Source organism: Rhodohalobacter barkolensis (genome assembly GCF_002834295.1).
Classification (GTDB): domain Bacteria; phylum Bacteroidota; class Rhodothermia; order Balneolales; family Balneolaceae; genus Rhodohalobacter; species Rhodohalobacter barkolensis.
This window is the reverse complement of record NZ_PISP01000003.1, coordinates 541396-566642: the sequence shown is the minus strand read 5'-3', so window position 1 is coordinate 566642 and position 25247 is coordinate 541396. Positions and strand designations below refer to the sequence as shown.

The following is a 25247-nucleotide window of genomic DNA, read 5'->3' as shown; positions in this document are numbered from 1 at the left end:
ATGGCGAAAAAGAAACAGAATAATTTTTTCAGCAATTTGAACTATTCCCGCAAGATGGAAGTGGCGGGAATTCTCATTATGGCGGTTGCAGGATTGCTGCTTCTGAGTATTGCATCGTACAACCCGACAGATTATGCCGTGGTGAAATCGTTGAATTCGAGCTCCATTTTTCAAATCGATCAAGGTCCGGCTCTGCGAATCAGTAACTGGCTCGGTATGCTCGGTGCTTATATCTCCTATACCTTAGTTCATACGCTGTTTGGGTATACAAGTATCATCATTCCAATTATCATTGCTTCGCTGGGCTGGTTTGTATTTCGGCAGAATGATTTGGGTGAGCTTGGCTGGCCGGCCGCTTACGGTCTATGGGTAATGGTTTTAGCATCAACCATTTTCGGATGGTTTTATAACAGATTCGAGGCGTACTCGATGTCGTGGAGCGGAAACTCCGGAATTTATGTGGCCGGAATCCTTGAAAATATTCTGGGTCTTGGGTCCATTATTCTTCTTCTTGTGCTGATGTTTGTTTCTCTGCTTATTCTGGCTGATCGTGATCTTCAAAAAACGTTTGAAGTGATACAGAGCTGGAAATCGGACTGGAAAAGTAAAAGGGAGCAGAAACGTAAAGAGAAAAATCGTAAAAAAGAGGAGAAGAAACGCGAGAAGGAAGAGAGAGCGGTGATTCAACAGCGTCAGAAAGCAGATGCTGCAATGAAAAAAGAGGAAAAGCAGAAACAGTCTGAGAAAAACGGAGAGCCTGCCTCTATTGATGACATCGTGGAGCGATCACAAAAAGAGGACGAAGAGCGAGAAGCCCGTCGTAAAAAAGAGAGTGCCGAACTGGAGAAAAAACCACCACGCGCAATTCTTGAAAAGAAGCCTGAGGAAACCGTCGATGAAGAGGATGATGATGTGGAAATCTCGGTATATGTGGGTGAAGGTGATGAAGAGGCGAGCGATAAAGAGCTGGACCGGCTGAATAAATCAAAAGCGAAAGAAGTACCGGTCATCAAATACAAGTTTCCCGGAATTGATCTATTAACCTCACCACCAAATGAAGGTAATGAGGTGGATCTGGAAGAGATTAAAGAGAACAAGCGTATCATTCTGGATAAGCTGAAGCGGCATAAGATTGAAATTTTAGGTATTAATGCGATTGTGGGTCCAACCGTTACGCTCTATGAGCTTGAACCTGCACCGGATGTTAAAATCAGCAAGATTGAAAGTTATGCGAATGACCTGAAAATGGCGACTGCGGCACATGGACTGCGAATTATTGCACCTATTCCGGGACGTTCTGCAGTGGGTATCGAAGTTCCGAACAGTTCGCGTGAAACGGTATTCATTAAATCGGTGATAAATACGAAGAAATTTGTGGAAACCGATTATGAGCTTCCCGTGGCTTTCGGTAAAACGATTGAGAATGAAGTGTTCATGATCGACCTGACCCGAATGCCTCACCTGCTCATTGCCGGTGCTACGGGATCCGGTAAATCGGTTGGGATCAATACGATCATTACTTGTCTGCTCTATAAGTGTCATCCGGATGATCTGAAGTTTGTAATGATCGACCCGAAGAAAATTGAACTTTCACTCTATCGCAACATTCAAAACCACTATCTGGCTGTTTTGCCCGGTTCTGATGAGCCTATTGTTACAGATACAACCCGGGCGATGGAAACACTGGAAAGTGTTACCAAAGAGATGGATGAGCGGTACGATCTGTTGAAAATGGCAATGGTACGCGATATTAAATCGTACAATGAGAAATATGACACCGGTGAACTGGACGATGAGCTGGGGCACCGTCATCTGCCATATATTGTGGTTGTGATTGATGAACTGGCCGATCTTATGATGACGGCAGGAAAACAGATAGAGGAGCCGATTGCGCGACTTGCGCAGCTTGCACGGGCAATCGGTATTCATTTGGTAGTGGCTACACAGCGGCCTTCTGTAAACGTGATTACCGGTACCATTAAAGCCAACTTTCCGGCGCGGATTGCATACCAGGTAGCTTCGAAAGTTGACTCCCGTACCATTCTGGATACAGGTGGCGCCGATCAGCTAATCGGGCGTGGAGATATGCTCTTCTCGAACGGAGGCGGCATGACCCGTATTCAGAACGCGTATGTGGATACGGATGAAGTAGAGCGGATTACCTCATTTATCGGTTCCCAGAAAGGATTTAAGAAGCCATTTCAGTTGCCGGTTATTGAAGAGGAAAATGAAGGAATTCCAGATCCCTTGGACGATATCGACGACTATTTTAAAGAGGCGGCCAAGATTGTGGTTCTCCATCAACAGGGGTCTGTATCTTTACTTCAGCGAAAGTTGAAGATTGGCTATAATCGTGCCGGACGTATCATCGATCAGCTCTATAATGCAGGAGTTGTTGGGCCGTATCAAGGCAGTACAGCCCGGGATGTTAAGATCGAAGATGAAGAGGATCTTGAAGAAATTTTTGAAGAACTGGGAGTTTGATCTCCCCCTAAGATAATCTATTGAGTACTTTTGCGTTGATCGGGAACTGTAGAGCTATTGAGCAGTTAACAGGGTAGAGTTCTCGCTTAGACGCAACCCTTTTTTGATGAGGCTATTATGAAACAACAAATAATCATTTTATCGGCTTTTGTACTGAGTCTGTTTTTAACCGCAGATCTTTTTGGGCAAACCCCGGAGTTTGACAGGCTCAAAGAAAACTTTGAAGAGAACCGGATATTTGAAGCAGGTTTCACCCATCTGTATAAAGATGCTTTTACAGACGAGGAGCAGTTTTCGGAAGGGAAAATCTGGATTGGGAAAGAAAAGTACCGGATTGAGGGCGATACTCAAACAATGGTTGTAGATGGTGAAGTGTCTACGGTGTACGATCAATCCAGAAACCGGGTCATCATCAGTGATTATATTGAAGAAGAAGACGATTTTGCTCCATCCAGAATGCTTCAGGGCGTTGATGATTCATTTGACGTGGAAGAGAACACCATGCAGAATGGAGAAACAGAAATCACATTAACATCAGAGGATGCATTCACAGTTTTTAAAACGGTTACCATTTATCTGAATGCTGATGGAAGTCCCGTTCAAATTGTTGCTATCGATCAGGTAGATAATGAACTGTCAACACAATTTGAAGACGGCTTTTTTACAACTGCAGAAAACAATCTTTTCAGAGTAGAAGTACCGGCAGAAGCGGAACTTATTGACCTGCGCTACGATAGCGAATGAAAAAAAGACGATTCATTAACATACTCATCTCTGTAGTTGTAGCTGCACTGTTTATACAGCTTGCTGTTCGGAATGTTGACATGTCTGAGCTTTGGCAGCAGATGAAAATGGCAACCTTCTATTGGTTGCCTTTTTTCGTTCTGGCGCTTTTGGCGAGTCACATAATGAGGGCGGAGCGCTGGAGACTGCTTCTTGAAAATGAAAATGAGCGTATTCCGCGTTCCACACTTTTTGCCGGCGTTATGCTCGGTTATGTGCTCAATAATGTGGTTCCACGGCTGGGTGAAATTTCAAGACCTGTTTATGTTGCCAGAAAGCAGGGAATGAGTTCAAGTAATTTAATTGGTACGATTGTAGTTGAAAGGCTTTTTGATCTGGCCACCATGATGCTTCTGGTTCTGTTTGTTTCATTTTATTTGATCCGCGATGCAGGACTCTTAGAGCAGCTTTTTGGTACAGATGCCTGGCCATGGTACGCCTATTTAGCGATACCCCTCTTTTTCGTTCTGGCTGTTGCAGGGATTTGGTTGATCTATAAAATTTTAAATTACAGTGACGAAAAAGAGCCCTTTAACAGTGCGCTGCTCAATAAGATATTGGATAAAGCCCGTTCGTTTACAGAGGGAATGATTTCCATCCGTCATGTAAAAAACTGGCCGATGTTTTTGCTGTTAACAGCCGGCATATGGATCGGTTATGTTTTTATGACCTATTTGCCATTTTATATGATGAGTTTTCAGTCGGTTTACGGCTTAACAATGAGTGATGCGGTTGTGCTGACGATGGTTTCGTCGATTGGTGTAAGTATTCCAACACCTGCCGGAATAGGATCATATCATCTTTTGATTCAGCAGAGCATGTGGTTATTATACAATATTCCATTGGTTTCGGCTTTAACATACGCCACCATTGCTCACGCCGTTACAGTACTTTTAGTATTTATTATCGGGCCGATATCGCTTTGGTGGGATAAATACGCAACACTAAAAGCGGGAAACCCGAATTAAAATGCAGTTATTTAAAATTAACTGCGATTTTTTACATAAAAAGAAGTTAGTTTCTACCTGTTAAATGATGAATAGTTCTGAATTTATGAATCGACTTTTATTCTCTGCAGTTCTCATCGGCTTTACCCTTTGTATGGGTATAAATGTATCCGCTCAAGATGCACAACAACAGTCTGAAGCACAGCAAACATTATTACCGGAAATTGACCCTCAGGATATTGAAATACGAAGCCAGTTTCAGGCAAGGTTTCCCGGGTTGAGACGACAGCCTATTCTGGGTTTCAATCCGCGACCGAGAGTGTTTCAGATTGATCCAAACCGAACTCCTTTCTTCGAAGATGAAGAGACAGTAGTGGCTAATCTCCCGATCGGCGTTTTAGATCGTCCCGAGCCTCCCCGATACACTCCGCTTGGGTATTCAGATCCTCAGAATGGTTTTGCAAGAATTGGGGTTGGAAGTTATCTGTCACCGGAAGCAGATATTTATGCCGTTGGCAGGATAAACGATAAAAATCGGATATCCGCCAGCCTAAATCATCTCTCAACAGATGGACATCTTGAAGATTTTACGGATTCATTCCGGAATACCGAACTTGGATTACGAAGCGTACATCTGGTATCTGAAAAAACAACCGTTCAGACAAAACTGGGAGTCAAGTCGAAGTTTAATCACTACCCGGGGATGATATTGCAGGATGGAACACCCGGAGATGATAATACGCGCATTGAAGCGTATGGGGCATATGGTGGCTTTGATGTGAATGTTGCTCAAACATCACTCAGCGGTGTACGGGTTGCCCTGGATGGATTCTCTAACCAGTTTGATTTAACCTCCGATCGACCACAGCTTGAAGGGGATGCTATTGAGTGGGGGATAAACGGTCTTGCAGAATATTCAAGGCTTGGGAGTAACATAGAAGAAGTACACCGGCTCAGGTTAGCCACATCAGCCGGAGGATTCGATCCTCTGAGTTTGGAGTCAGGCAGTTGGTCGGTAACCAAGGCAACCGCACACTACGAACGTCTTTTTAATTACAATACCGAGGTTAAAGCCGGGGCCGGTTTTTCCGGTGTAACCGATGCTGTAAATGATTTCTCACTCTATCCGGTAGCTAACTTAACGGTAACGCATAATTTGTTTGCAGGACTCGATCTGAAAGGTCATTTATCAGCAACACCTAAACACAGAAATGTGGGTGATATATACTCAGAAAATCGGTTTATTGATTTCAACAGCCCGATGGAGCATCAGTATGAGTGGCTTGGATTGGCAGAAATTCATATCGAACCTGTTTCCGGTACAACTTTCAGCGGGGGTGTATCTTATCAAAACATTAAGAATTACCTTTATTATTCACGAAATGACAATGTTTTAAATGAAGGAGCTGTTGTCCCTCCAATATTGACCGAAAGGTATTACGGGTTGAATTTTGAGAACGCGAATATTTTTAAAATATATGGTTCATTTTCTCAGGATTTAAAGCCTGACGTGATTTGGATTCAGGCAGATGGAGCATGGCAAAGACCAAGACTCTCAAATGACGAAAAAATTCCTTTTATTGAGTCGTTAAACATAAAAGGAACAGTTGCCATTAGGCCATTTAAACAGTTAGTTGTTGAAGGTTGGAGCGAGTATGTTGGCAGCCGTGATGATTCAGACGGAAATTCACTTTCATCATTTTTTATGATGGGAGCCCGTTTTGAAGTTTCATTAGGTGAACGGCTGGGAGTCTACGGCAAACTTGTTAATTTGTTGGACGAAGAGTACGAATTGTGGCAAGGTTACCCTGAAAGAGGATTTCAGGGGTATATTGGAATCACATATCTATTTTAAAGATGAAATCTACTTTTATAAAAGCTTTTAAAGAAGTTTTGCGGGAACAGATCTTGAATAAAAACAAGGTCGAAATTGATGAGTTTGGGACCTTTGAGGTGGTACATCGCAAACAGCACCAAAAAACATACGAAAATGGCAGGGTAGTGATGGTTCCACCGGCAGATGTGGTTGAATTCAAATCTAAGGTGAGGAGATCGAATGAAAATTAACAGAGCGAAACTGATTGAACTGTTAGTTGAAAAGACGGGGATGGGGACTGACGAAATAGAAAGTCAGCTTAAACAATTAATTGACCGGATTCTGGATGCTGCAGAGCGCGGAAAAGCGCTGGAAGTAAAAGAGTTTGGCATGTTTTACTTTGATGAGAATGGCGATTTAAAATTCGATCCATCGGATGAATTAAGTACAGAAATTAACTTTAAGTATGCCGGAATGGAACCGGTAGAGCTTAAACCCGCTCGTGACCAGGAAAGTAAGGAGCAGGCGGATGAACTATCCGGTATGGCTGAAGAGACTGAAGATGAACCTTCAACCTCAACCGGGTCCGATATGGACGAAATATTCGGTTTTGATTCCGGAAGTGATAGCGACGAAGACGATCTGCCGATTGAGGATGATGCCGAAGGACCTGACGGAGGCGCTTTGATCTCACCCCCGGATAAAGTTGACCGGGACATTGATCCGTTTTCAGGATTGCTGGGAGATGCATCCTCTAAAATGAAAGGTTCTGAAGAGAAAAAAGAGGAAGAAGTTCCGGAAGAGGATCCGTTTTCTTTTCTTATGGACGATGACGACGATGAGGATATTGAGGACCGGAAAGAGATTGAGCCGGAAACAGGAGAAGAATTTGAAAGTGAGACTGCATTTGTTCTCGATGATGATGACGATGACTCAGAAAAAGTTGAAGCCGATGATGAGTCTGAAGATGATTTAAGCAAAATCTTTGAAGAACCTGCTGCTGAAGTAGAGGAAGAAGCGGAACCGGTTCAGCCTAAAGAGAAAAAACCGAAATCAGCGAAAAAGAAACCCGTTAAGACTTCAGACAAGCAGCGCGACCCAATCATGATGGTGATCAGTATTGGGTTAATCATCATACTGATCGTAGCCGGGTTTTTCATCATACCTTCACTGTTTGACGACTCGGATTCAACGTCATCTCAAAATCAACCCGCTCAAGAAACGGAGCAGCCTTCGCAGACGGATCCTGCACTTGAAGAAGAGCAGCAGGCTGTACTTACTCCTGTGGAACCTGAAGAAGAAACAGCAGTAACAGAAGAAGAGCCGTCGGCTACAACTGAATCTGAACAGTCAATCTATGGTTTGAACGGTGATTTGGTTGAAGAGGCTAACGACGGATACTCCATTGTGCTCCACTCATTGCAGAGTGAAGAACGAGCTCGCCAGCAAGCAGCGAATTTAGTTTCAGACGGCTACCGTGTATTGGTTAGTCCAAGACTTGTTCGCGGTGAAACCGTTTGGCGGGTAAGTGTAGGCCAGTTCCCAACATTGACGGATGCTCAGGAAGAGGCGGCAGAACTTCCATCGCCCTACAGTTCAAATAACTTTATTCAACGAATACAGACCAACTAAATAAATACATGAATATCATCTCGTTTTTAATGCTTCAGGCTGATACAACAGAGGCAGATTCACTTGCTCAAATGCTACAGGACGAAGCTTCAATGTCATTTTTCGAAATTTTATCTCAGGGTGGCATTTTAATGATTCCGCTCTTTATCCTTTCTGTATTAGCAATCTATGTGATTGCAGAACGGTGGCGAACACTTGAAAATTCACAGATGGATGTGAATAGCATGCTCAATAATATTGAGTCGCTGTTGAAGTCGGGCAGCCAACAGCGTGCCATTCAATATTGTGAAGAGTTTGACAAACCGCTTGCAAGGATTTTAAAATCCGGTATCCGCCGGTTGGGTCGCCCGATTCGGGATATTGAACAAGCAATTCACAATGCGGGTAAAAAAGAGATTTATCAACTTGAAAAGCGAATGAACTGGCTGGCAACCATTGCCAGTGTTGCGCCGCTGATTGGTTTTACCGGAACGGTAACCGGTATGATCCGTGCATTTATGGATATCCAGTCTCTGCAGGGGAATGTAAATCCAAGTGTACTTGCAGGAGGAATCTGGGAGGCGTTGATTACAACGGCAGCCGGATTGATTGTAGGTATTATTGCACTCGGTTTCTACAACTATCTTGTAGGTAAAGTAGATAGAATGGTTTTTGAACTCGAAAATGCTTCTGCCGATTTTGTTGATCTGCTGCAGGCACCATCTCCGAAGAAACGTCAGGAGGGGTAATTCATGGATTTTCGTAAAGACAGTGTGAAATTGAAGCCGTTGTCTATGTTCTCACAGTCGGGACTGACGGACATCATTTTGCTGCTGCTGATCTTTTTCCTTTTAACCTCATCGTTTGTTACCAATTTCGGAATCCGGGTGAACGTACCCCAGGCTGAATCGAGTGTAACCAACAATGCACAGCAAATTTCTGTTGCAATTACTGCTGAAGGAGACTTTTTTGTGGATGGTGAACAGACCACTCGTGGAAACTTATCCACTTTTATTCGGCAGGTGTATCAGAATAAGCCAAGTGCTTCGTTAGTAGTACGTGCCGACCGTGATGCGAAGGTTGATGACGCCGTACATGTCATGAATATTGGTCAGGCATTGAATATGAATATTGTAATGGCCACGGAGCGCGATTAACATTTATGTTAGATTGGTTCAAATCTTACTTTGATAGAGAAGACCGTTTTGGTCTTGCTGTAACCGGTGCGATCCACCTGGTTCTTCTTATCATTGCTATTCTTTACAACATCAATATGGACCACGACAATCGTCCGGCCTATATGGAAGTTACGCTTGGCGAGTTCAGAAGCGGTACCGTTGCAGAGCAGGCCGAAGTGCAGGAAGAGGACGTGGCAACGCGCCCAAACCCGGCGGAGACGGAACCGGAAGATCCTGATCCCGAAATTACCGAACCGGTGGAAACGCCACAGCAGCCCGAAGAGGAAATTGCCAAACCTGTAGAACTGCCCGAACAGCAGGAAGAGATTCAGAGTGAAGAAGTGATTGAAACTCCTGAAACTGAAGTAATTAATCCCGAGAATGTTGAGGTTACCGAAGAGGTTGAGGAGGAAAAAGTTCCGCCGGAAGCAGAGGAGGCTGAGGAAGTTCAGGAAGGCGTGGAAACCAGCGGAGTTGAGGAAGGAACAACCGGAGAAATTAATGTAGATGAGGGAACCGGCAGTGATCCGGATCGATCCGCCCCTTATGAACTACAGTGGGAAGGTTTCGACCGCGAACCCAGATCAGAGCCTATGCCAATGAATCGCACAAATCAAGAGGCTACAGTTAGAGTTAGGATTTTTGTAAACCCACAAGGTAATGTTGAAAGAATCATACCGCTCATAAGAATGAATCCTGAGCTCGAACGTGAAGTTATGCAGACCCTTCGAAGCTGGAGATTTGCTCCTCTTCCTTCATCGGTTCCTCAGGAAGTTCAGGAAGGAGTAATTACATTTCGGTTTGTTTTGGAATGATGATTTTAATCTGATTTCTTGCACCTCAAGTAAAAGAATTTCCACCATCTGAAGCTCCATTCCTCTTGTTCTTGAACTTTAAAGCCGAACTCTTTCAATAAGGACTTCATCTCTTCCAAAGACCGGCTGTTGATATTTTCAGGAGAGAGCAGATCAATGAGAAAGCTGGAGATCAAAAAGTATCCTTTGTGATTCCAGTCGAGCATGTAGAGCTCACCGCCCGGTTTTAGAAAATTGTGGAAGTGACTGAGAACAGCTTTCTGATCCACATAGTAGTGGAATGAGTTCAGGCAGATGATTTTATCGAAAGTCTGATGCTCGAAGTCGAGCTCTTCACAGTAGCAGTTTGTAAACCGGACATTTGAATAGCTACCAAGTTTACCCTTTGCTTTTTCCAGCATCTTTGACGCCGGGTCATTCAGAACCAACTCTTCGATCGTATTGAAGTTATCCAGAAGCTTTTTTGCGAGAATTCCTGTTCCTGCACTGGCGTCCAGAATCCGATCTCCGGGCTCCGGCTTGAAGTGACTGAGGAAATGCTCGTGAGTTTGATTCAGATAAGAGGAGTACAGTTTGTCGTACTTTGGAGACAGTTTGTTGTAGTACTCCGCTGTTTTTTTGGCTTTCTTATTGATAACGGCAGGGGGTGAATGTATTGACTTGCTTTATAAACCTGAGTTTGATGATAAAAGATGCTCCCCTCCTTTTTAAGGAGGGGTCGGGGGTGGTTAGGCCGGTAATTTTTCTTTCAAAAAAGTATGAGGAATGATTTTAGTCTGTTTGAACCACCCCTAAATCCCCTCCTTGGAAAAGGAGGGGACTTTAAAGCAGCTTAATCAATGCATTATTAATTGTACAAGTTACAACCTTACCGGAACCTCAATCGTTTGCGATTCTGAATTGGAGAAGTTGAGGGTCAGCTCAAAAGTGTCACCATCAGCCAGCGTGCGGGTTACCTGAATCAGCATAATGTGTAGACCACCCTGTTGAAAACGTATTGTGGATTGGGACGGAATTTCTACCTGGGGTACTTCCCGCATCCCCATCATACCTTCTTCTCTTTCGTAGGATTCGTGAATTTCAACTAGCTGTGCAACATCCGATTCCACAGATACCAGGGTGTCGCTTTCCAGTTCAAAATTGGAGATTAAAAAATAGGCTGCACTCATGCGTCCTTCACTGGCCGGCCGGGCCCACGCGCCTTCAATCTGAACTCCGTCGCCAGTAATCTCCGGTTCATTTTTTTCTGTTTCTCCGATACAGCTGATTGCGAATAGTAACGCGAAAGATAATAGGTATAAATATTTCATAATTAAGCTGTTATAGTAGTTTTTGTAGGTCTTCAATAATAATATTTACGGGTGTCATACTGCCGCCGTAATCAAAAATGAGTTGCGAATTATCGTCTATGAGAAGAATTTTATCTGAATGGTTCAAAAAATACATGCGCCCGCCATCGTCCAGTTCCCGGGAATAAGATTCCTGAGTTCGAACACTGACCCTTCGCATAAATTGATCGATAGTGTCGGTGTCGCCGGTCAGGAAATGAAAAGGGTCTTTATCCATATCAAATGCCTGAGCATACGACTTTAAAACTTCGGGGGAGTCGCGTTCCGGATCAAAAGTAACCAATACAAACTGGGTATCGCCGGGATTTTCCATCTCTTCATAAACTTTGCCCACATTGGCTGTGATAAATGAACAGATATCAGGACAGTTTGTATAGATAAAACCCATCACAACCGGTGAACCTTCAAAATCATCAGGGAAAATAACTTCTTCTCCATTTTGATCGGTTAACTCATAGCTTACATCACTGTAATCATCAAGTGCAGGGCTGCTACAGGCTGATAGAAAAAGAGACAGTAGAGCAATGCCGTATAGTTTGTGGTTAAATGTTATTTTCATGCAGGTTTGGGATTGAATGTGTTTTGTAAAGGTAAAAACGTGGTTACTGGTTGAATTTAAATTCCCCCTTCGAAGGGGGTGCAGGGGGATGGCTATCGATCCAATGTTCAATGACCCTGGATACATTTTCCAAATCGTTGAATATTTCTTCATTCCAAAATCTAATTATGGTAAACCCATAATTTTCCAATTCTTTTTGTCGTACCTCATCTTTATACCATTGATGCTCCTGTTCATGACTTTCCCCGTCTACTTCAATTATTAATCGCAACTCTTTGCACATAAAATCAGCAATGTAGTTTAATACAGGTCTTTGTCTCAGGAATTGATACCCCTTCATTTGCCTTGCTCGTAACAATTTTGTCCATAGTCGAATCTCAGCGGGGGTGGAATCATTACGTAGTTTTCTTGCGACCTCTTTAAGATCTTTATTGTAACCCAGATGGTTGAAATACTTTTCCATAATTCGCTATGCTAAGGGCCATCCCCCTTAATCCCCCTTTGAAGGGGGATGAATAATCACTTTAAAACACTTCAAACTAATACAAACACGTATTGAATTTAAATTCAACCGTTAAACACACTCTAACAATTTACTTCAGACTTATGAATTACTAATGAAATAACAAGTGGTTTATTTCATCTCCTTTTCGAACTCTGCGATCATCATTTCCATGAAGATGATGGCAGACTTCTTTCCTAATTCTTCAAGTTTTTCCTCGGGTAATTCATCCCAAACTTCGTAGGTTACCGCATCAACACCAAATGTTTTGTAGGTCCAGTTTTTGGCGATTGGCGAATCTGTTGGGAAAGGCTCCACGTTGACTTCTGTTTCGGGCAACTGTGATTTAATTCGGTCTAACCAGCGATAGGTGAACAGGTGTGGGAAAGTATCAATCTCTTCCAGAATTGGATAAAAAACGGTTTCTCCGGTTGAGTGAAAGTCAATGCCGTAAAATACTTTGCGATCGTCACGTTTTAGAAGAGGTAAAGCGGATCTGCGGACGGCATCAGTTTCCGGTTGGTTGAAATACTGCCAATCCCTGTTCAGGTCAACACCGGCAGCGTTGGTTCGCCAATGCCCGCTATCCGCACCGTCGGGATTCATCAACGGATAGGTCCAGACATCAAAGTATTGCCGAAATTGCTTTGCCAAGTCAGAATCGGATGCAAGTTCTTCAATAAATGTAAGCCCGGTTAAATAGCCCGGAATTTCCGGTGGATGCTGTCTGCCGTAGATCAAAATCACACCTTTTACCGGTTCTTCAGAGTGTTCTGAAAGTTTAAGCTGATAGACCGGTCGGCCCTGATGCGTGGTACCGACAACCGAACGTTGAACAAACGATTTCAGTGCAAGCTGATCCGACCACTGGCGAAATTCGCTTGTAGTTTGTGGTGCATGTGCTGAAACCCAAACCGGATCAGGTCCAATATTTAATGTTATCATTCCGTTACGAGTGTCAGGGTCTCGCTGATAGGTTGTAGAATCTGCCTTTTGCCAGGTTTCCCCGTTATCTGAACTGATATCAGGACGATATCTGTGGCGGCCATCTGTATACGAAAGCTCTAAGGTTACTTTTGTCGAATCATCAGCCCACACCCGGAAACCGTACCAAGGGCTGTTGTTGATCGGGCTGATTTCCGGATTGATCTGAAGCTGATAATGATATGGTGCAACTCGAACAACATCATTTACTCTCGAACCTGTGAACTCATTTGTAATCCAAACACCATCTTCCATAAACCCGATGGTGCGTTTATTTTGACGGTCTATTTCCCGGTCTGTAGTTTCTGTAACACCCTCGGGATCGTAAGAGTAGCCGGTAAATTCTTCGGATGATTTACAGGCAGACAGATATAGAACGGCAATGAGTGTGATGAAAATAAATGAACTTCGGGGCGTGAGCATTAATTTTGTAGATTTTATTGTGAAGTACTGTCTCTGAAATTTTCTATGTTTAGCAAACTACATATACTACAGTCATCAGTTTTATAAAAGTTATAAAAAACTCCATTGTTGAATTCTATTCAAGATAACGCTGCTTGCAAGCTATTTCTTTTTTTATCGGGTGCTCTTTTGTTCATGCTGAACACAGAAATGGTTTTGGCGCAAGACAGTGAAAGAGAACCGGTAGTATGGGACGTCACTTTTGAGGGCAATGAGAACTACAGCAACATGGTTCTCAGTGAGATTATTGCTACATCCAAACCCAGCTTATTACAAAAGACATTTGGGCGAACAGACGATTTTATTCTAAATGAGATGGACGTCAGACGTGATCGCATTCGAATTGTAAGATATTATGAGAGGCGGGGCTACCAAAATGTTGAGGTGGATTACGAGATTGTAGATCGCCGTAAAGAGTGGAAGAAAGAAGTGGTGTTTAAAATCAGAGAGGGGGAGCCGATTCGAATCCGATCGTCTGAAATTGTGATTGAGGCGGAACAGGAGATAATAGATGAAATCCGGAGTTCTCGTGAATTTGAAAGAACCGCCGAACAGCACGATTTTCAGGAAGGGAGCCGGTTCCAGACATTGAGAAAAGCGGATGCGGAAGGACGTTTTTTAAATTTGCTTGAAGAGTTTGGATTTGCATGGCCGGAGGTTGAAGTTTTGTCGGAGGTCGATTCACTGTCTAATCGGGCAGATGTTACCATTAGAGCCATCCCTAATTCAAGAGCTTATTTTTCGGATATTAAAATAGAGGGTGATATTTCGGTACCGGAGAGAATATTAATACGAGAAACGGAGATTAAAGAGGGGGAAAGATACAGCCGGAGCAAACTACAGTCTGCTCAACGTCAGGTTTTTAATCATCACCTCTTTCGATTTGCCACGATAACCGTACCCGATCAACCACAGGATTCAACCCTTAATGTAGTGCTGAGAGTTCGTGAGAACCCCAAACGGTCTGTGCAGGCCATGATAGGTTTTGGACGGGAAGAGTTGTTGCGCGGGCAATTAAGCTGGCAAAACCGCAACATCAGCGGAACGGGACACCGGTTTGGGGTAAGCGGCAGGGGTTCATTTATTGAGCAGAGATTGAGTACCGACTACCTAATCCCGTATGTGTTTAATTCCAGAAGCAGCTATGTGGTAACAGCTTTTGGGCAGCATAGATTAGAACCGTCATTCGAGCTGTTTCAGTCAGGATTTAATAACAGTTTAATTTATCAGCTGGATCGGGTCAAAACGGCTTCTGCCTCCTATGAATTTTCAATTAACGAAGAGATATCGAGGAATGCGGACGCAGCACTGCCCGATACGGTTTTAAACTATAACGTATCGTCGCTCTCGCTGTCGGGCTATTATAGCCAGGGATTGAGCCGGGAGCCAAGAGGATGGGTTATTCAGCCGTTTATTGAGTTCTCCGGTACGTTTGGGGAGTCGTCATTTACATTTCAAAAAGCACTCCTTGATGTTCGAAGGTATACGAATCTTACAAACTCACTCACCATCGCAACCCGCGTAAACAGTGGCGTGATATTCTATGATCAGGATAAATCGCTACCTTCAAATATCCGATTGTTTACGGGGGGAACGAACTCGGTGAGAGGCTGGAACCGGCAGGAGCTGGGCCCCAGCAGGGCACGCTTTGATGAGTCGGGTGATTTTGACGGATACGTTCCGGTTGGCGGCCGTACGATGTTAACGTTCAACCTAGAGCTGAGACAACAACTGACAGGATTTATTAACAACCTGGGGCTTGCAGCTTTTTTAGATGGCGGTCAGGTTTGGGATAATGTGAATAGTGTAGAAGAGCGCCCCATTCAGTTTGGTGCGGGCGGCGGTATTCGCTACCAGTCGCCAATTGGTCCTGTTCGGGTTGATGTGGGATATAAACTGAATCCAACGGATGAAGACCTGAACATATATGAAGGACAGGATTATGGAAACGCATGGAGCCGAATCGGAATTCATTTTAGCATTGGTCAGGCATTTTAATGAGCGAATCTGAGAAAAAACATACCGAAAAAAAACACGGTTGGATTAAATGGGTAATCATTCTCGTGGTTTTCGTACTCATTTTGAGTGGGCTGCGTCTTTCCCTTAAAAGTGATCTGCTTCTGAATTATTTACGGGATCAGGTTGAGCAACAGGCCGGCGCGCAACTCAACGGTTCTTTAAAAGTAGAGTCGATGAACGGTGATCTGCTGCATGGTTTTACACTTATTGGAGTCGAGTTAAGGGGTGATTCAGAACAGCAGATTGCAACGATTGACTCTGCTTCCGTTTCATACAGTATCATGGATTTAATCTGGTCACCTCATACCGTAGAGAGCCTATCGGTAGATGGAGTGCAGGCATTTATCAATCAGGAGCAGGATTCTGTTTGGAATGTAATGAATTTGATTCCCGCGCAACAGGAACCTGAGGAGAGTGAATCTACATTAAAATGGGAGGTTCAAGACATTTCAGTACAGCGTATGAACGTGGATGTAACCTCAGATTATGTTTTGCCTGATGGATTTGTAAATATACGGGACCTCAATTTTGGTGGCTCCGCCGGTGTGTCGGAGAGCGGTTACTTTGGGTCAGTGCGTTCGTTGGAGTTCTCTTTGGAGGAAGACCGCCTGCCGGAAGATATTCGTTTTGTGATGTCGGCCGGAGCAGAAAAAGATGGAAAAATTACGCTCGAATCGCTTGTGATCAATACAGGGCGATCCATGCTCAACGCGAGCTCTGAATTTGAATTGCCGGATGAAATAACAGGATCGGCTCAACTATCACCGCTGGATTGGCGCGATATTGCAGCCTATGTCGAAAACCTGCCACTTGAACAAAACCTGCAGATCGAAGTTGGTGCCGAAGGTACGTTTGATGATCTGAATGTGAACCTGACCGCATCGGCCCCCGGGTTAGAGGAGTTAACGATTCAATCCGGCGTTTCGCTTGGATCGGAGTTTAGCCTGAATCGGCTCGAGCTCTATCTGCAAAACCTGGATACACCTCAGTTGACGGGTTTAGAGGGAACACCCCTACTGGGAGAGCTAACTTTTACCGGGAACGGACTGCTGAAAGCAGATGAAATTGAAGAAGCGACCTGGGCCGGTGAAGTGAGGTTTTCAGATTTTAGTTATGATATCTATAGCGTCGACGGTTTTGAAGCCGGCTATGAAATAAACCGGGATCAGGGAGAACTCACTGCAACAATCAGAAAGCAGGATGAACGCGTGGATTTGACATTCTCTACCCGGAAAATGTGGGATGAAGATCCGGTTTGGAGCGGAAATATCGAAACTCAAAATATGAATCTCGCCACCTGGCTGAATGATCCTGCACTGGATAGCCAATTGAATATACGGAGCGATTTTTCCGGAATGGGAATAGAACCGGAAAATTTCCAGGCAATTGCTGAAATAAACATTGAGGATAGCCAATATGGCGATCAGCCTTTCTCTGAGTTGATGTTTCGGGGAAATATTAATTCGCAATCGTTAAACGGAAATCTATCGGCCCGCCTGGATCGTAGCAACGTTACGGCCCGTTTTCAGGCAAACGACTGGCGGGAAAATCCAAGCTACCGGTTTGATGCCGTAATGCGTGAATTTAACCTTTCGGAGCTTTCAGGATTGGAACAGTTTCCTACCTATTTGAACGGAACATTACAAGGGGAGGGCAGTGGATTTGATCCGGAAACACTGCAGCTGCAGGCCGAGGCGGCATTGGACTCCAGTGTGGTGAACAAGGAACCGGTCGACACTCTAAAAGCAAACTTTACTATAGAAGATCAATTTTTAACGGTTGAAAATGCTCAGTTAGTTAGCCCGATAGCCGATGGGGAGTTCTCTTTGCGTCAGCATATTACAGACCTGACAAACTTAGAAAATCGACTAAATTTCAGTGCAGAGTTGAAGGATTTGCAGCCACTTGCTCCGCTTTTTGAGTTAGACAGACTTGAGTCGGGCGGTGTTCTGAGCGGAACCCTCAACAGAAGCGGATCAGGATTTCTGGAGTTTAACGGTGAGGCCGAATTACAGAACATTGTGGTAGATTCGCTGTTTTCGGCAAACTCTATTAATGGATTGGCTTCCGTTCGTTTACTGGATGACATTGAAGCAGACCTGGATGTTCAGATAAACTCACCGGTGGTCAATGAAATCGGAGTGCAGGATATAAATTTCTCAACTCAGCTGGTTCAGCAAGAAAACAGTACGAGCGGCCAATTTGATCTCGAAATCATCAACGAAGAGATATGCACACTGTATCAGGAAGGGGAGTTCAGTGTCGATTCAAACCGGTTGAACCTCAGAACGACACTTTTCGATTTTACGACAGAAATCCGCACGCTATCGCTGGACAACTCTTTTGATTTTGAATACAATTTTGAAACTGAGGCTGCCCGGATGGACACAATGACCGTCCGCGACGCCGAAGATCAGTCATTCTTATCCCTTTGGGTCACGCAGCTGTCAGCGGATGTGCAGGAGGTTGGTTTGGAAGCAGGTGATCTGAATCTTGGAGCAATACAGAGCCTGGTATTGCAGGAACCGGTACTGGAGGGCTATCTGTCCGGCGAAACATCAATATACAACAGCAGCAGCGATTTAGTTGTTTCTACAAACGGTTCAGTGCAAAATATTGAGTTTGAAGATGGAGAAATGGACCGCTTCAATTTTTACCTGAATATCGAAGATGAATGGTTACAGCTTACCTTCGGTGGCAATCATGACGATCAAAAGCTATTTGAGTCGCTGCTTCAGGTGCCATTTTTACCGGGTGACCCTGCCACATTTGATGACCAGTTTTTTGACCGGGAAGTAAACGGTTATTTTGAGGTTTCCGAGTCGGATTTATCCTATTGGCTCTCATTTATCCCTGAATTGGATTCGGAAGATACGCAGGGAAAAATCAGTCTGAGGGCAGATTTGGACGGAATTGCAGGAAATCCTGAGTTAACCGGTAATCTGCATATTGAAAATGGTTTGTTTTCGGGAATTAATATCGACAGAGCTGATTTCGACCTCAATTACATACACGATGAAGAGAATGTAGAATTGGGTGGAGTTGTTGAAACGGCCGGTAATCCGGTTTTGGATATGGATGCAAAACTGCCATTTATTGTGGATCTCCGTAACGCAGAGGTGTTACTGCCCGACGATGATGATGAGGTTAGCGTAAACTTCAGCACAGAAGACTTCAATCTGGCAATATTTAACGATTTTCTCGATCGCGAAATGTTCCGTCAACTGAGAGGCAGGCTAAATGGAGAAGTGTCATTGAATGGCAGGTTAGCCGATCTGCAAACATCAGGGCGAATGGAGCTGATGGATGGAAATCTGAGAGTGGTACCGGCCGGCATTACTCTATCCGAGATGACTTCAGTCATTAATTTTACAGGATCCCAGGTTGAGCTGCAAGAGTTTAGAATGCAGAGCGGTCCCGGACGAATTCGGGCCAGCGGTTCTGTTGAAATGAATAACCTTACTCCCGGGGGGCTTCAGTTAAACATTCGCGGAAATCAATTCAGAGCTGCCAACACTTCAGAATACAAAGCACTGATTGACCTGGATGCAGATCTCTCCGGAACTGTTGATGAACCCAAATTAACCGGAAACCTCACATTCCTGAATGGATTTGTAAACCTGCAAGATTTCGGTGAGCAATCTGTTGAAGATGTTCAGCTTGAAGATGAAGAGGAGCCCGAGCCGATCGAATTTTATGAATTGCTTGAAATGGAGATGAATGTAAATTTTGCACGGGAGTTTTTCATCCGCAACCGGCAGTATCTTGATATGGAGATTGAGTTGGGCGGTGAAGTGGACCTCGTTAAAGAGCGCAATAATGATCTGCAGATGTTTGGATCGCTGGAAGGAGTAAGGGGTTATGCTCGTCCGCTGGGTAAACAGTTCCAGCTCGATGAGGCCTTTGTTACCTTTTATGGGCCGGTTGATGATCCGGAGTTGAATATCCGCACGCTGTTTGAGCCGCCTCAGTCTCGGTCTGAAGTGCAAATATATTACATTATTGAGGGTACTGTACAAGAACCGGAATTCAGATTCGACAGTGATCCGCCACTTGAACTGCAGGACATTATCAGTTATACCCTATTTGGGAAACCGTTCTACGAACTTGAGTCGTGGGAGCAGGTTGTGGCTGGCAGCGGAAGCAGCCCGTCTGCAGCTGATATTGCACTGGATGTATTGCTCGACCGCGTTGAACTGCTGGCCTCTCAAAGTTTGGGAATTGATGTGGTGCAGATTGATAATACCCGGTCGGGATCGGACAGCGCTACCTCAATTAAAACAGGTTGGTATCTGAACCGGCGCACGTTTTTTGCCGTAGTGAACGAAATCAGCAGCAGTCGGCCTAATACGCTCTTTATGCTGGAGTATTTATTGAAAGAAAACCTTGAACTGATTATCACTCAGGGAGATGATTCTCGTGAGGGAATTGACTTACGTTGGCACTACGATTATTGATTTTCTGTCAAACCCGGTATAATAATATTGAGGCCGAAACAGTTTTTAAATATGAATAGATGTGCTATAAAATTTGAAAAAGTAAAAATTGTTACCCAGACTCATCCGTTGAATCAATCAAATAACCTATTAATTTATTGACTACAACGATCAATGGGATTTAAAGCTCTCCAATACTGCAATAAATCATGACTCTGAATAACCTGCTCAAATATTTATTGGTCCTGATCATTATTCTGCTCGCAGGCTGGTACTTCATGACCTACGAAAAGGTCGATCGAACGGTGGAGAGTGACCTTGGTGCATGTAATGAGCCGCTCTCTTACAGAATTGGGGAAATAGATTCCCGGTTTGGAATTTCAGAAGAAGAGGTAAAGGAAGCCATGCAAATGGCAGTTTCGCTATGGTCAGACGCGATTGACCGACCGGTGGCATTCTACACAGAAGATGGAAATATTGATGTTCGTTTTGTGTATGATGAACGGCAGGAGATGATAGTCGGTGAAATGAGATTTCGGGAGCAGATTGAATCGGAGCAAATTCGAACCGATCAAATACAACGTGAGTATGAGACACGGCGTGAACGATTTGAACAAAAATCTTCTGAATATGAAAGACTGGCTTCAACAACCCGTAATGAGTTAAACGAATTAAACCGGTGGGTAAGGGAGAAAAATCAAAACGGGGGAATGACGGCTGCAGAAGAACAGCTGTTTTTAGAGCGAAAAGAAGAGGTGGAGAGTATGCAGCAACGGGTTTTGGCCGAGCGGAATGAACTGGACCAGTTGGCGGATGAGATTAATAGTTATGTAGATCGTCTGAATAACCGAATTGAGGAGAGTAATGAATTGGTGGATCGCTATAATGAGGAGTATTCGGGTGAGAGTCGCTTCACTAAAGCTACCTATCGGAATACGGAGAGTGGCGGTATGATAACCGTAAATCAGTATCTGAGTAAGAGAGACCTCTACCTGGTCCTTGCGCATGAGCTGGGACATGCACTGGGACTTGTTCATGGAAACGATCCTGCATCAGTAATGTACAGCCAGATGGGAAATCAGGAAATCTACCCAATTATTCAGCTGAGCCGAGAGGATAAACGGGCTATTGCTGATAAGTGCAGATAGAAATATTTGCTGAAGTGTAAGAAAAGGTCCCGTTTTTTGTTATAATCGTTTGAAGCACAGTGATATGGAATAAAAGGGATCGGCGTAAACTAAATGGGAGAATGGGATGGAAAAGTATAAAACAGAACTGAAGTGGGGACTGATATTTACAGTCATTTTGATTCTCTGGATGGTTTTTGAGAAGCTGATGGGGTGGCATGGTGAGAATATTGAAAGCCATGCAGTTATGACCAATGTGTTTGCTATTGTAGCAATAGTGATTTACGTGGTGGCTTTTCTTGATAAAAGGAAAAATGACTATAACGGAGTGATGACATGGACACAGGGATTTATGACCGGTTTCTATATTACGATTGTGGTAGCCGTTTTAAGTCCGGTGGCTCAATATATTATTCATACCCTGATCTCACCGGATTTTTTTGAGAACATGATTGATCATTCCGTACAGATGGGCAAGATGTCTCGCAGTGAAGCAACAGGTTATTTCAACCTGAAAAGTTATATGATACAGGGTGTTCTCGGGGCTTTTATGATGGGGGTTGTTACTTCTGCTATCGTTGCTGTATTTACGATGAAGAAATCGAAGTAAAAAGTTATTACTGAACCGTGCATTTGTTGAGAGGTTTATGAAAGTGGCTTTTTAATTTAGTATTCTATGCTCGAATACATTTAAAAAACCACCTCTATATGAATGCAATAAAGCTACTCCTTACTTCTCTACTGTTTCTGCTCATTACATCACCGGCGGCTTCTCAATTACTGAATGACCGATTTCAATTCGATCCGGAGCTGCCTTACAATTCTGATGTTACATCACCGGCAGACTTTTTAGGATATCAGCCGGGCGAAGAGTACAGCCACCATTATCAGCTGGGTGCCTATCTTAAAAATCTGGCTTCGGAAAGCGATCGGGTTTCGGTAATAACCTACGGTCAAACCTATGAGGGTCGTGATCTATGGTTGGTTATCATCACCAATGAAGAGAATCATGCCAACCTGGAGCAGATCCGGGAAAACAACCTGAGCCTTGCCGATTTTGAAGGGTTGAGTAGCAATGAAGCAGCTGAATTGGCGGAAGATCATCCAGCTATTGTATGGCTCAGTTATGGAGTGCATGGAAATGAAGCGTCCAGCGCAGAAGCGGCTCTTCAGACAGCCTATCGATTGGCTGCGGCCGAAGACGATGAGTCGGCCCGGTTCAGAGATGAATCTGTCGTCATTATCGATCCGATCTTAAATGCAGATGGACGCGATCGATACGTAACGTGGTATAAATCGTCACAGGCGAATATGCTCAATACGGATGCCGCCGACCTGGAGCATGATGAGATCTGGCCGGGCGGACGAACCAATCACTACTGGTTCGACTTGAACCGCGATTGGGTGTGGCTGGTTCATCCCGAATCGAGAGGCCGAATTGCGGAGTATCAGAAATGGATGCCGCAGGTTCACCTCGATATTCACGAGCAGGGCTTTAACAACAACTACTTTACCATGCCGGGTACCACACCTCGAAACCTTCAGCTTCCGGATGATTACGAAGAGTGGAGCGATCGGTTTGGTCGCGGCACCATCGAAGAGTTCGACAAGCACAATATCAACTACGCCACTACGGAAGGTTTTGATTTTTTCTATCCCGGTTATGGCTCTTCTTACCCGAGCCTGATGGGCGGAATAGGGATGCTGGCCGAGCAGGGCGGACACAGTCGTGGTGGTCGGGCCGTTGAGACGGAAGAGGGATACATCTTAACATTGGAGCAGCGTATTTTCGACCACTATAAAAACAGTGTGGCTACGGTACGAACAGCCGTGGAAAACAGAGAAGAGTTGCTGAACTACTTCCGCGAATCGCTTAATCCGGCCAATTCAAAAGTTGAAACGAAAGCGTATATCCTGCCGGATAATCCAAACGATCACACCTATGATGTTATCGACATTATGCTGAAGCAGGGTGTGAAAGTGGAGCGTGCCGGAGAAAATTTTTCACTACGAAACGCTTTTGATTACTGGGATAATGAGCCACAGCGGCGCTCATTCAGTGAAGGGGATTTTATTATTCGCACCAATCAAACCAAACACATGTTTATCACTACGCTGTTTGAGCCGGAGATGGCCATTGAAGATTCGGTAATGTACGACATGTCTGTCTGGTCCATTCCAATGGCGTATAACCTGGATGCGGCTCGTGTAAATGACGATCCATCTGTTTCAACATCGGTTGTAGATGAAGCTCCTGCCCGTGAAAAAGGTGTGATCAATCCATCAGCCGAGTATGCTTTTGTGATTGACTGGAATCAGCCAACAGCACCAAAAGCATTGGGCGAACTCTGGAGAAGAGGATATAAGGTACGTTCTGCGGAGAAGATATTTACCAAAGATGGCGTGGAGTTTTCGAGAGGTTCACTGATTGTAATGCTTGGACGGAATTACGATAAACGAAGTGATGCTAGCCGCGATATGCAGGAGATTGCCGACTATGCTGGAGTTATTATTCGCGGTTTGGAAACCGGAAGAATGGACTCAGGAATGGATCTTGCTTCACGTAGCAGTACGGTTCTGGATCAGCCAAAAGTAGCTATGGTGATTGATCAGCCCTTTAACTCCTATACAGCAGGGCAGATCTGGTTTCAGTTTGATCAAAATGTAGAATATGGTATTTCACGAATCCGATCACACAGACTCGCATCGATCGACTTGGATGAGTACGATGTCATTATTCTACCTGGTCAGGGGGGAAGTGCACCTCACTACGGTGAATCACAGCAGCAGGCAGTAAAAGAGTGGGTTGAACGCGGCGGTACGCTAGTGGCTACCGAGGCATCTTCGCACAGTCTGACCCAGGATCGCATGGAGTGGATCAATGTGGAGTTGGTAAAAGAGGAGGAAGAAGATGAGGATGCTCCGGACGTGGCAGCTTACACGCCATATGAAGCTAGGGTGGATACTTTCGGCCTTCGCAGAATCCCCGGCGCTTCATTCAAGTCTCACGTAGACGTGACCAACCCTTTGGCATTTGGAGTGAAAGAGAAGCTGTACAGTCTCACTTATAATACCGATCAGATGGTGCCATCAAGCAGCTATCAGGTAGTTGGATACTATGAAAAAGATCCGGAAAACCTGTTGGTTTCAGGTTATGCATCCCAGGAAAATATCCAGAAAGCGGCCGGAAATGTGTTTGCCGGAGTGGCTTCCATGGGAAGAGGCAAAGTTGTTCTTTTGGCAGATAACACGCAGTACCGGATGTTTTGGAGGGGTCCGGAACGGCTGATGATCAACGCAGTGATGCTGATGCCTTCGATGTAATAAGACAGAAATTCGTCCATCGGTCATTCGTGATTCGTTGTTCGTTAATCAGATGAGAATGAACTGCGAATCACCGATGGACGAACTGCGATGGACGATTTATATCTATCGGATACATATTTGACCAATCTGATTACTGTTAAAATTGAGATCCCAGAAGTAAAAATACCAGGCTTGGCTATTATAACTTTTCACCGGCCATGAATGACCGACTCGTATATAAAGCCCCAAACTTTGGGGCTTTTTTCTATTTCATTTCAAAACCGACTCAAACACTTTTATGGGTTTTATATGCGAGCGCGGGATTTATCCCCGTGAAAATTTAAATCGCAGTTCGTCAATCAAAAAAAGGTAAACTGTGATTGACGACTTTTTTGGTTTAAAACTGTAAGGGATTGATGAAATTTTGTTCATACTAATATAAACATAATGAACAGGAGGGGAGAAATCATGAACAAACAACAGTTAGAAGATCGGTTGATAAATTTTGCAGTACAGATTATAACTTTATCAGATGATATTTCACCAACCAAGGCCGGAAATCATCTGGCAGGGCAATTGATTAGATCCGGAACTTCACCGGCACTGAATTATGGAGAATCCAGAAGTGCAGAATCAATGAAAGATTTTATACATAAACTTCAGGTTATTTTGAAGGAGTTAAGGGAGTCTTACATTAGTTTAAAGATTTTATCAAAGGCGCGACTTATTCGTGATGTAAAAGTTCAAAATCAGGTAATCAAAGAGTGTGATGAACTGATTCCCATATTTGTTAAGAGCATTCAAACTTCAAAAGGAAAGCTTTAAAGCTAATCCCTTTAAGAAGACAAAATTAAATTCGTCAATCGGTC

The 25247-nt window shown here is 44.1% G+C and carries 20 protein-coding genes; 15 read left to right on the top strand and 5 right to left on the bottom strand.

The genetic code is table 11. The features are described from left to right. From CWD77_RS15860 to CWD77_RS12310, 9 genes are all read left to right on the top strand, one after another. Positions 1 to 2484: a DNA translocase FtsK 4TM domain-containing protein gene (locus tag CWD77_RS15860; protein ID WP_101073867.1), complete on the top strand. Its 2484-nt coding sequence runs from the start codon at positions 1 to 3 to the stop codon at positions 2482 to 2484. A 117-nt stretch (positions 2485 to 2601) separates the two neighbouring features. Beyond that, positions 2602 to 3228 (top strand): LolA family protein, encoded by a 627-nt coding sequence (locus CWD77_RS12345; RefSeq protein ID WP_101073866.1) that lies wholly within the window; start codon positions 2602 to 2604, stop codon positions 3226 to 3228. Continuing rightward, a complete protein-coding gene (locus tag CWD77_RS12340) occupies positions 3225 to 4235 on the top strand; it encodes a lysylphosphatidylglycerol synthase transmembrane domain-containing protein (RefSeq protein WP_101073865.1) in 1011 nt (336 codons plus the stop codon). Before CWD77_RS12345 ends, CWD77_RS12340 begins: the two co-directional genes overlap by 4 nt. 85 nt (positions 4236 to 4320) lie before the next feature. Further along, complete coding sequence (locus CWD77_RS12335) at positions 4321 to 6069, top strand: TonB-dependent receptor (protein ID WP_101073864.1); 1749 nt, start codon at positions 4321 to 4323, stop codon at positions 6067 to 6069. Between the two features lie 2 nt (positions 6070 to 6071). Continuing rightward, positions 6072 to 6281 (top strand): HU family DNA-binding protein, encoded by a 210-nt coding sequence (locus CWD77_RS12330; RefSeq protein ID WP_101073863.1) that lies wholly within the window; start codon positions 6072 to 6074, stop codon positions 6279 to 6281. After that, complete coding sequence (locus CWD77_RS12325; protein ID WP_101073862.1) at positions 6271 to 7662, top strand: SPOR domain-containing protein; 1392 nt, start codon at positions 6271 to 6273, stop codon at positions 7660 to 7662. Before CWD77_RS12330 ends, CWD77_RS12325 begins: the two co-directional genes overlap by 11 nt. A gap of 8 nt (positions 7663 to 7670) precedes the next feature. Further along, the gene (locus CWD77_RS12320) at positions 7671 to 8390 is read left to right on the top strand and encodes a MotA/TolQ/ExbB proton channel family protein (RefSeq protein ID WP_101073861.1); all 720 of its coding nucleotides are present in this window, start codon (positions 7671 to 7673) and stop codon (positions 8388 to 8390) included. 3 nt (positions 8391 to 8393) lie between these two features. Next, positions 8394 to 8798, top strand: coding sequence for an ExbD/TolR family protein (locus tag CWD77_RS12315; RefSeq protein ID WP_101073860.1), 405 nt, complete (start codon positions 8394 to 8396; stop codon positions 8796 to 8798). A gap of 5 nt (positions 8799 to 8803) precedes the next feature. Next, positions 8804 to 9634: an energy transducer TonB family protein gene (locus tag CWD77_RS12310; RefSeq protein WP_101073859.1), complete on the top strand. Its 831-nt coding sequence runs from the start codon at positions 8804 to 8806 to the stop codon at positions 9632 to 9634. Between the two features lie 5 nt (positions 9635 to 9639). Here CWD77_RS12310 and CWD77_RS12305 read toward each other — a convergent pair whose 3' ends face one another. From CWD77_RS12305 to CWD77_RS12285, 5 genes are all read right to left on the bottom strand, one after another. Next, positions 9640 to 10269, bottom strand: coding sequence for a class I SAM-dependent methyltransferase (locus CWD77_RS12305; protein WP_276307524.1), 630 nt, complete (start codon positions 10267 to 10269; stop codon positions 9640 to 9642). Positions 10270 to 10494: 225 nt separating this feature from the next. After that, complete coding sequence (locus CWD77_RS12300) at positions 10495 to 10944, bottom strand: copper chaperone PCu(A)C (protein ID WP_101073857.1); 450 nt, start codon at positions 10942 to 10944, stop codon at positions 10495 to 10497. A gap of 10 nt (positions 10945 to 10954) precedes the next feature. Next, positions 10955 to 11542 carry an SCO family protein gene (locus CWD77_RS12295; RefSeq protein WP_165779148.1) on the bottom strand — a complete coding sequence of 196 codons (588 nt, stop codon included), beginning with the start codon at positions 11540 to 11542 and terminating at the stop codon, positions 10955 to 10957. Positions 11543 to 11585: 43 nt separating this feature from the next. Further along, positions 11586 to 12005: an endonuclease domain-containing protein gene (locus tag CWD77_RS12290; protein WP_101073855.1), complete on the bottom strand. Its 420-nt coding sequence runs from the start codon at positions 12003 to 12005 to the stop codon at positions 11586 to 11588. 171 nt (positions 12006 to 12176) lie between these two features. Further along, positions 12177 to 13451, bottom strand: coding sequence for a M14 family metallopeptidase (locus CWD77_RS12285; protein ID WP_101073854.1), 1275 nt, complete (start codon positions 13449 to 13451; stop codon positions 12177 to 12179). 174 nt (positions 13452 to 13625) lie between these two features. Here CWD77_RS12285 and CWD77_RS12280 point away from each other — a divergent pair, with 174 nt between their 5' ends. The 6 genes from CWD77_RS12280 (at position 13626) to CWD77_RS12255 (ending at position 25203) form a co-directional block, all read left to right on the top strand. Further along, positions 13626 to 15488, top strand: coding sequence for an autotransporter assembly complex protein TamA (locus CWD77_RS12280; protein WP_133120233.1), 1863 nt, complete (start codon positions 13626 to 13628; stop codon positions 15486 to 15488). After that, the gene (locus tag CWD77_RS12275; protein WP_101073852.1) at positions 15488 to 19966 is read left to right on the top strand and encodes a translocation/assembly module TamB domain-containing protein; all 4479 of its coding nucleotides are present in this window, start codon (positions 15488 to 15490) and stop codon (positions 19964 to 19966) included. Before CWD77_RS12280 ends, CWD77_RS12275 begins: the two co-directional genes overlap by 1 nt. Positions 19967 to 20154: 188 nt before the next feature. Further along, a complete protein-coding gene (locus CWD77_RS12270; protein ID WP_101073851.1) occupies positions 20155 to 21093 on the top strand; it encodes a matrixin family metalloprotease in 939 nt (312 codons plus the stop codon). A gap of 106 nt (positions 21094 to 21199) precedes the next feature. Beyond that, a complete protein-coding gene (locus tag CWD77_RS12265; protein ID WP_101073850.1) occupies positions 21200 to 21682 on the top strand; it encodes a DUF4199 domain-containing protein in 483 nt (160 codons plus the stop codon). 98 nt (positions 21683 to 21780) lie between these two features. Beyond that, positions 21781 to 24396 (top strand): M14 family metallopeptidase, encoded by a 2616-nt coding sequence (locus CWD77_RS12260; protein ID WP_101073849.1) that lies wholly within the window; start codon positions 21781 to 21783, stop codon positions 24394 to 24396. Positions 24397 to 24846: 450 nt separating this feature from the next. After that, positions 24847 to 25203, top strand: coding sequence for a four helix bundle protein (locus tag CWD77_RS12255; protein ID WP_101073916.1), 357 nt, complete (start codon positions 24847 to 24849; stop codon positions 25201 to 25203). The last annotated feature ends 44 nt before the right edge of the window (positions 25204 to 25247 follow it).

Coding starts and splice junctions, on each gene's coding strand:
- CWD77_RS12275 (WP_101073852.1), top strand. CDS start 15,488: ATGAGCGAATCTGAGAAAAAACATACCGAAAAAAAACACGGTTGGATT.
- CWD77_RS12265 (WP_101073850.1), top strand. CDS start 21,200: ATGGAAAAGTATAAAACAGAACTGAAGTGGGGACTGATATTTACAGTC.
- CWD77_RS12335 (WP_101073864.1), top strand. CDS start 4,321: ATGAATCGACTTTTATTCTCTGCAGTTCTCATCGGCTTTACCCTTTGT.
- CWD77_RS12255 (WP_101073916.1), top strand. CDS start 24,847: ATGAACAAACAACAGTTAGAAGATCGGTTGATAAATTTTGCAGTACAG.
- CWD77_RS12330 (WP_101073863.1), top strand. CDS start 6,072: ATGAAATCTACTTTTATAAAAGCTTTTAAAGAAGTTTTGCGGGAACAG.
- CWD77_RS12300 (WP_101073857.1), bottom strand. CDS start 10,944: ATGAAATATTTATACCTATTATCTTTCGCGTTACTATTCGCAATCAGC.
- CWD77_RS12345 (WP_101073866.1), top strand. CDS start 2,602: ATGAAACAACAAATAATCATTTTATCGGCTTTTGTACTGAGTCTGTTT.
- CWD77_RS12320 (WP_101073861.1), top strand. CDS start 7,671: ATGAATATCATCTCGTTTTTAATGCTTCAGGCTGATACAACAGAGGCA.
- CWD77_RS12280 (WP_133120233.1), top strand. CDS start 13,626: ATGCTGAACACAGAAATGGTTTTGGCGCAAGACAGTGAAAGAGAACCG.
- CWD77_RS12285 (WP_101073854.1), bottom strand. CDS start 13,451: ATGCTCACGCCCCGAAGTTCATTTATTTTCATCACACTCATTGCCGTT.
- CWD77_RS12290 (WP_101073855.1), bottom strand. CDS start 12,005: ATGGAAAAGTATTTCAACCATCTGGGTTACAATAAAGATCTTAAAGAG.
- CWD77_RS12340 (WP_101073865.1), top strand. CDS start 3,225: ATGAAAAAAAGACGATTCATTAACATACTCATCTCTGTAGTTGTAGCT.
- CWD77_RS15860 (WP_101073867.1), top strand. CDS start 1: ATGGCGAAAAAGAAACAGAATAATTTTTTCAGCAATTTGAACTATTCC.
- CWD77_RS12270 (WP_101073851.1), top strand. CDS start 20,155: ATGACTCTGAATAACCTGCTCAAATATTTATTGGTCCTGATCATTATT.
- CWD77_RS12260 (WP_101073849.1), top strand. CDS start 21,781: ATGAATGCAATAAAGCTACTCCTTACTTCTCTACTGTTTCTGCTCATT.
- CWD77_RS12315 (WP_101073860.1), top strand. CDS start 8,394: ATGGATTTTCGTAAAGACAGTGTGAAATTGAAGCCGTTGTCTATGTTC.
- CWD77_RS12310 (WP_101073859.1), top strand. CDS start 8,804: ATGTTAGATTGGTTCAAATCTTACTTTGATAGAGAAGACCGTTTTGGT.
- CWD77_RS12295 (WP_165779148.1), bottom strand. CDS start 11,542: ATGAAAATAACATTTAACCACAAACTATACGGCATTGCTCTACTGTCT.
- CWD77_RS12325 (WP_101073862.1), top strand. CDS start 6,271: ATGAAAATTAACAGAGCGAAACTGATTGAACTGTTAGTTGAAAAGACG.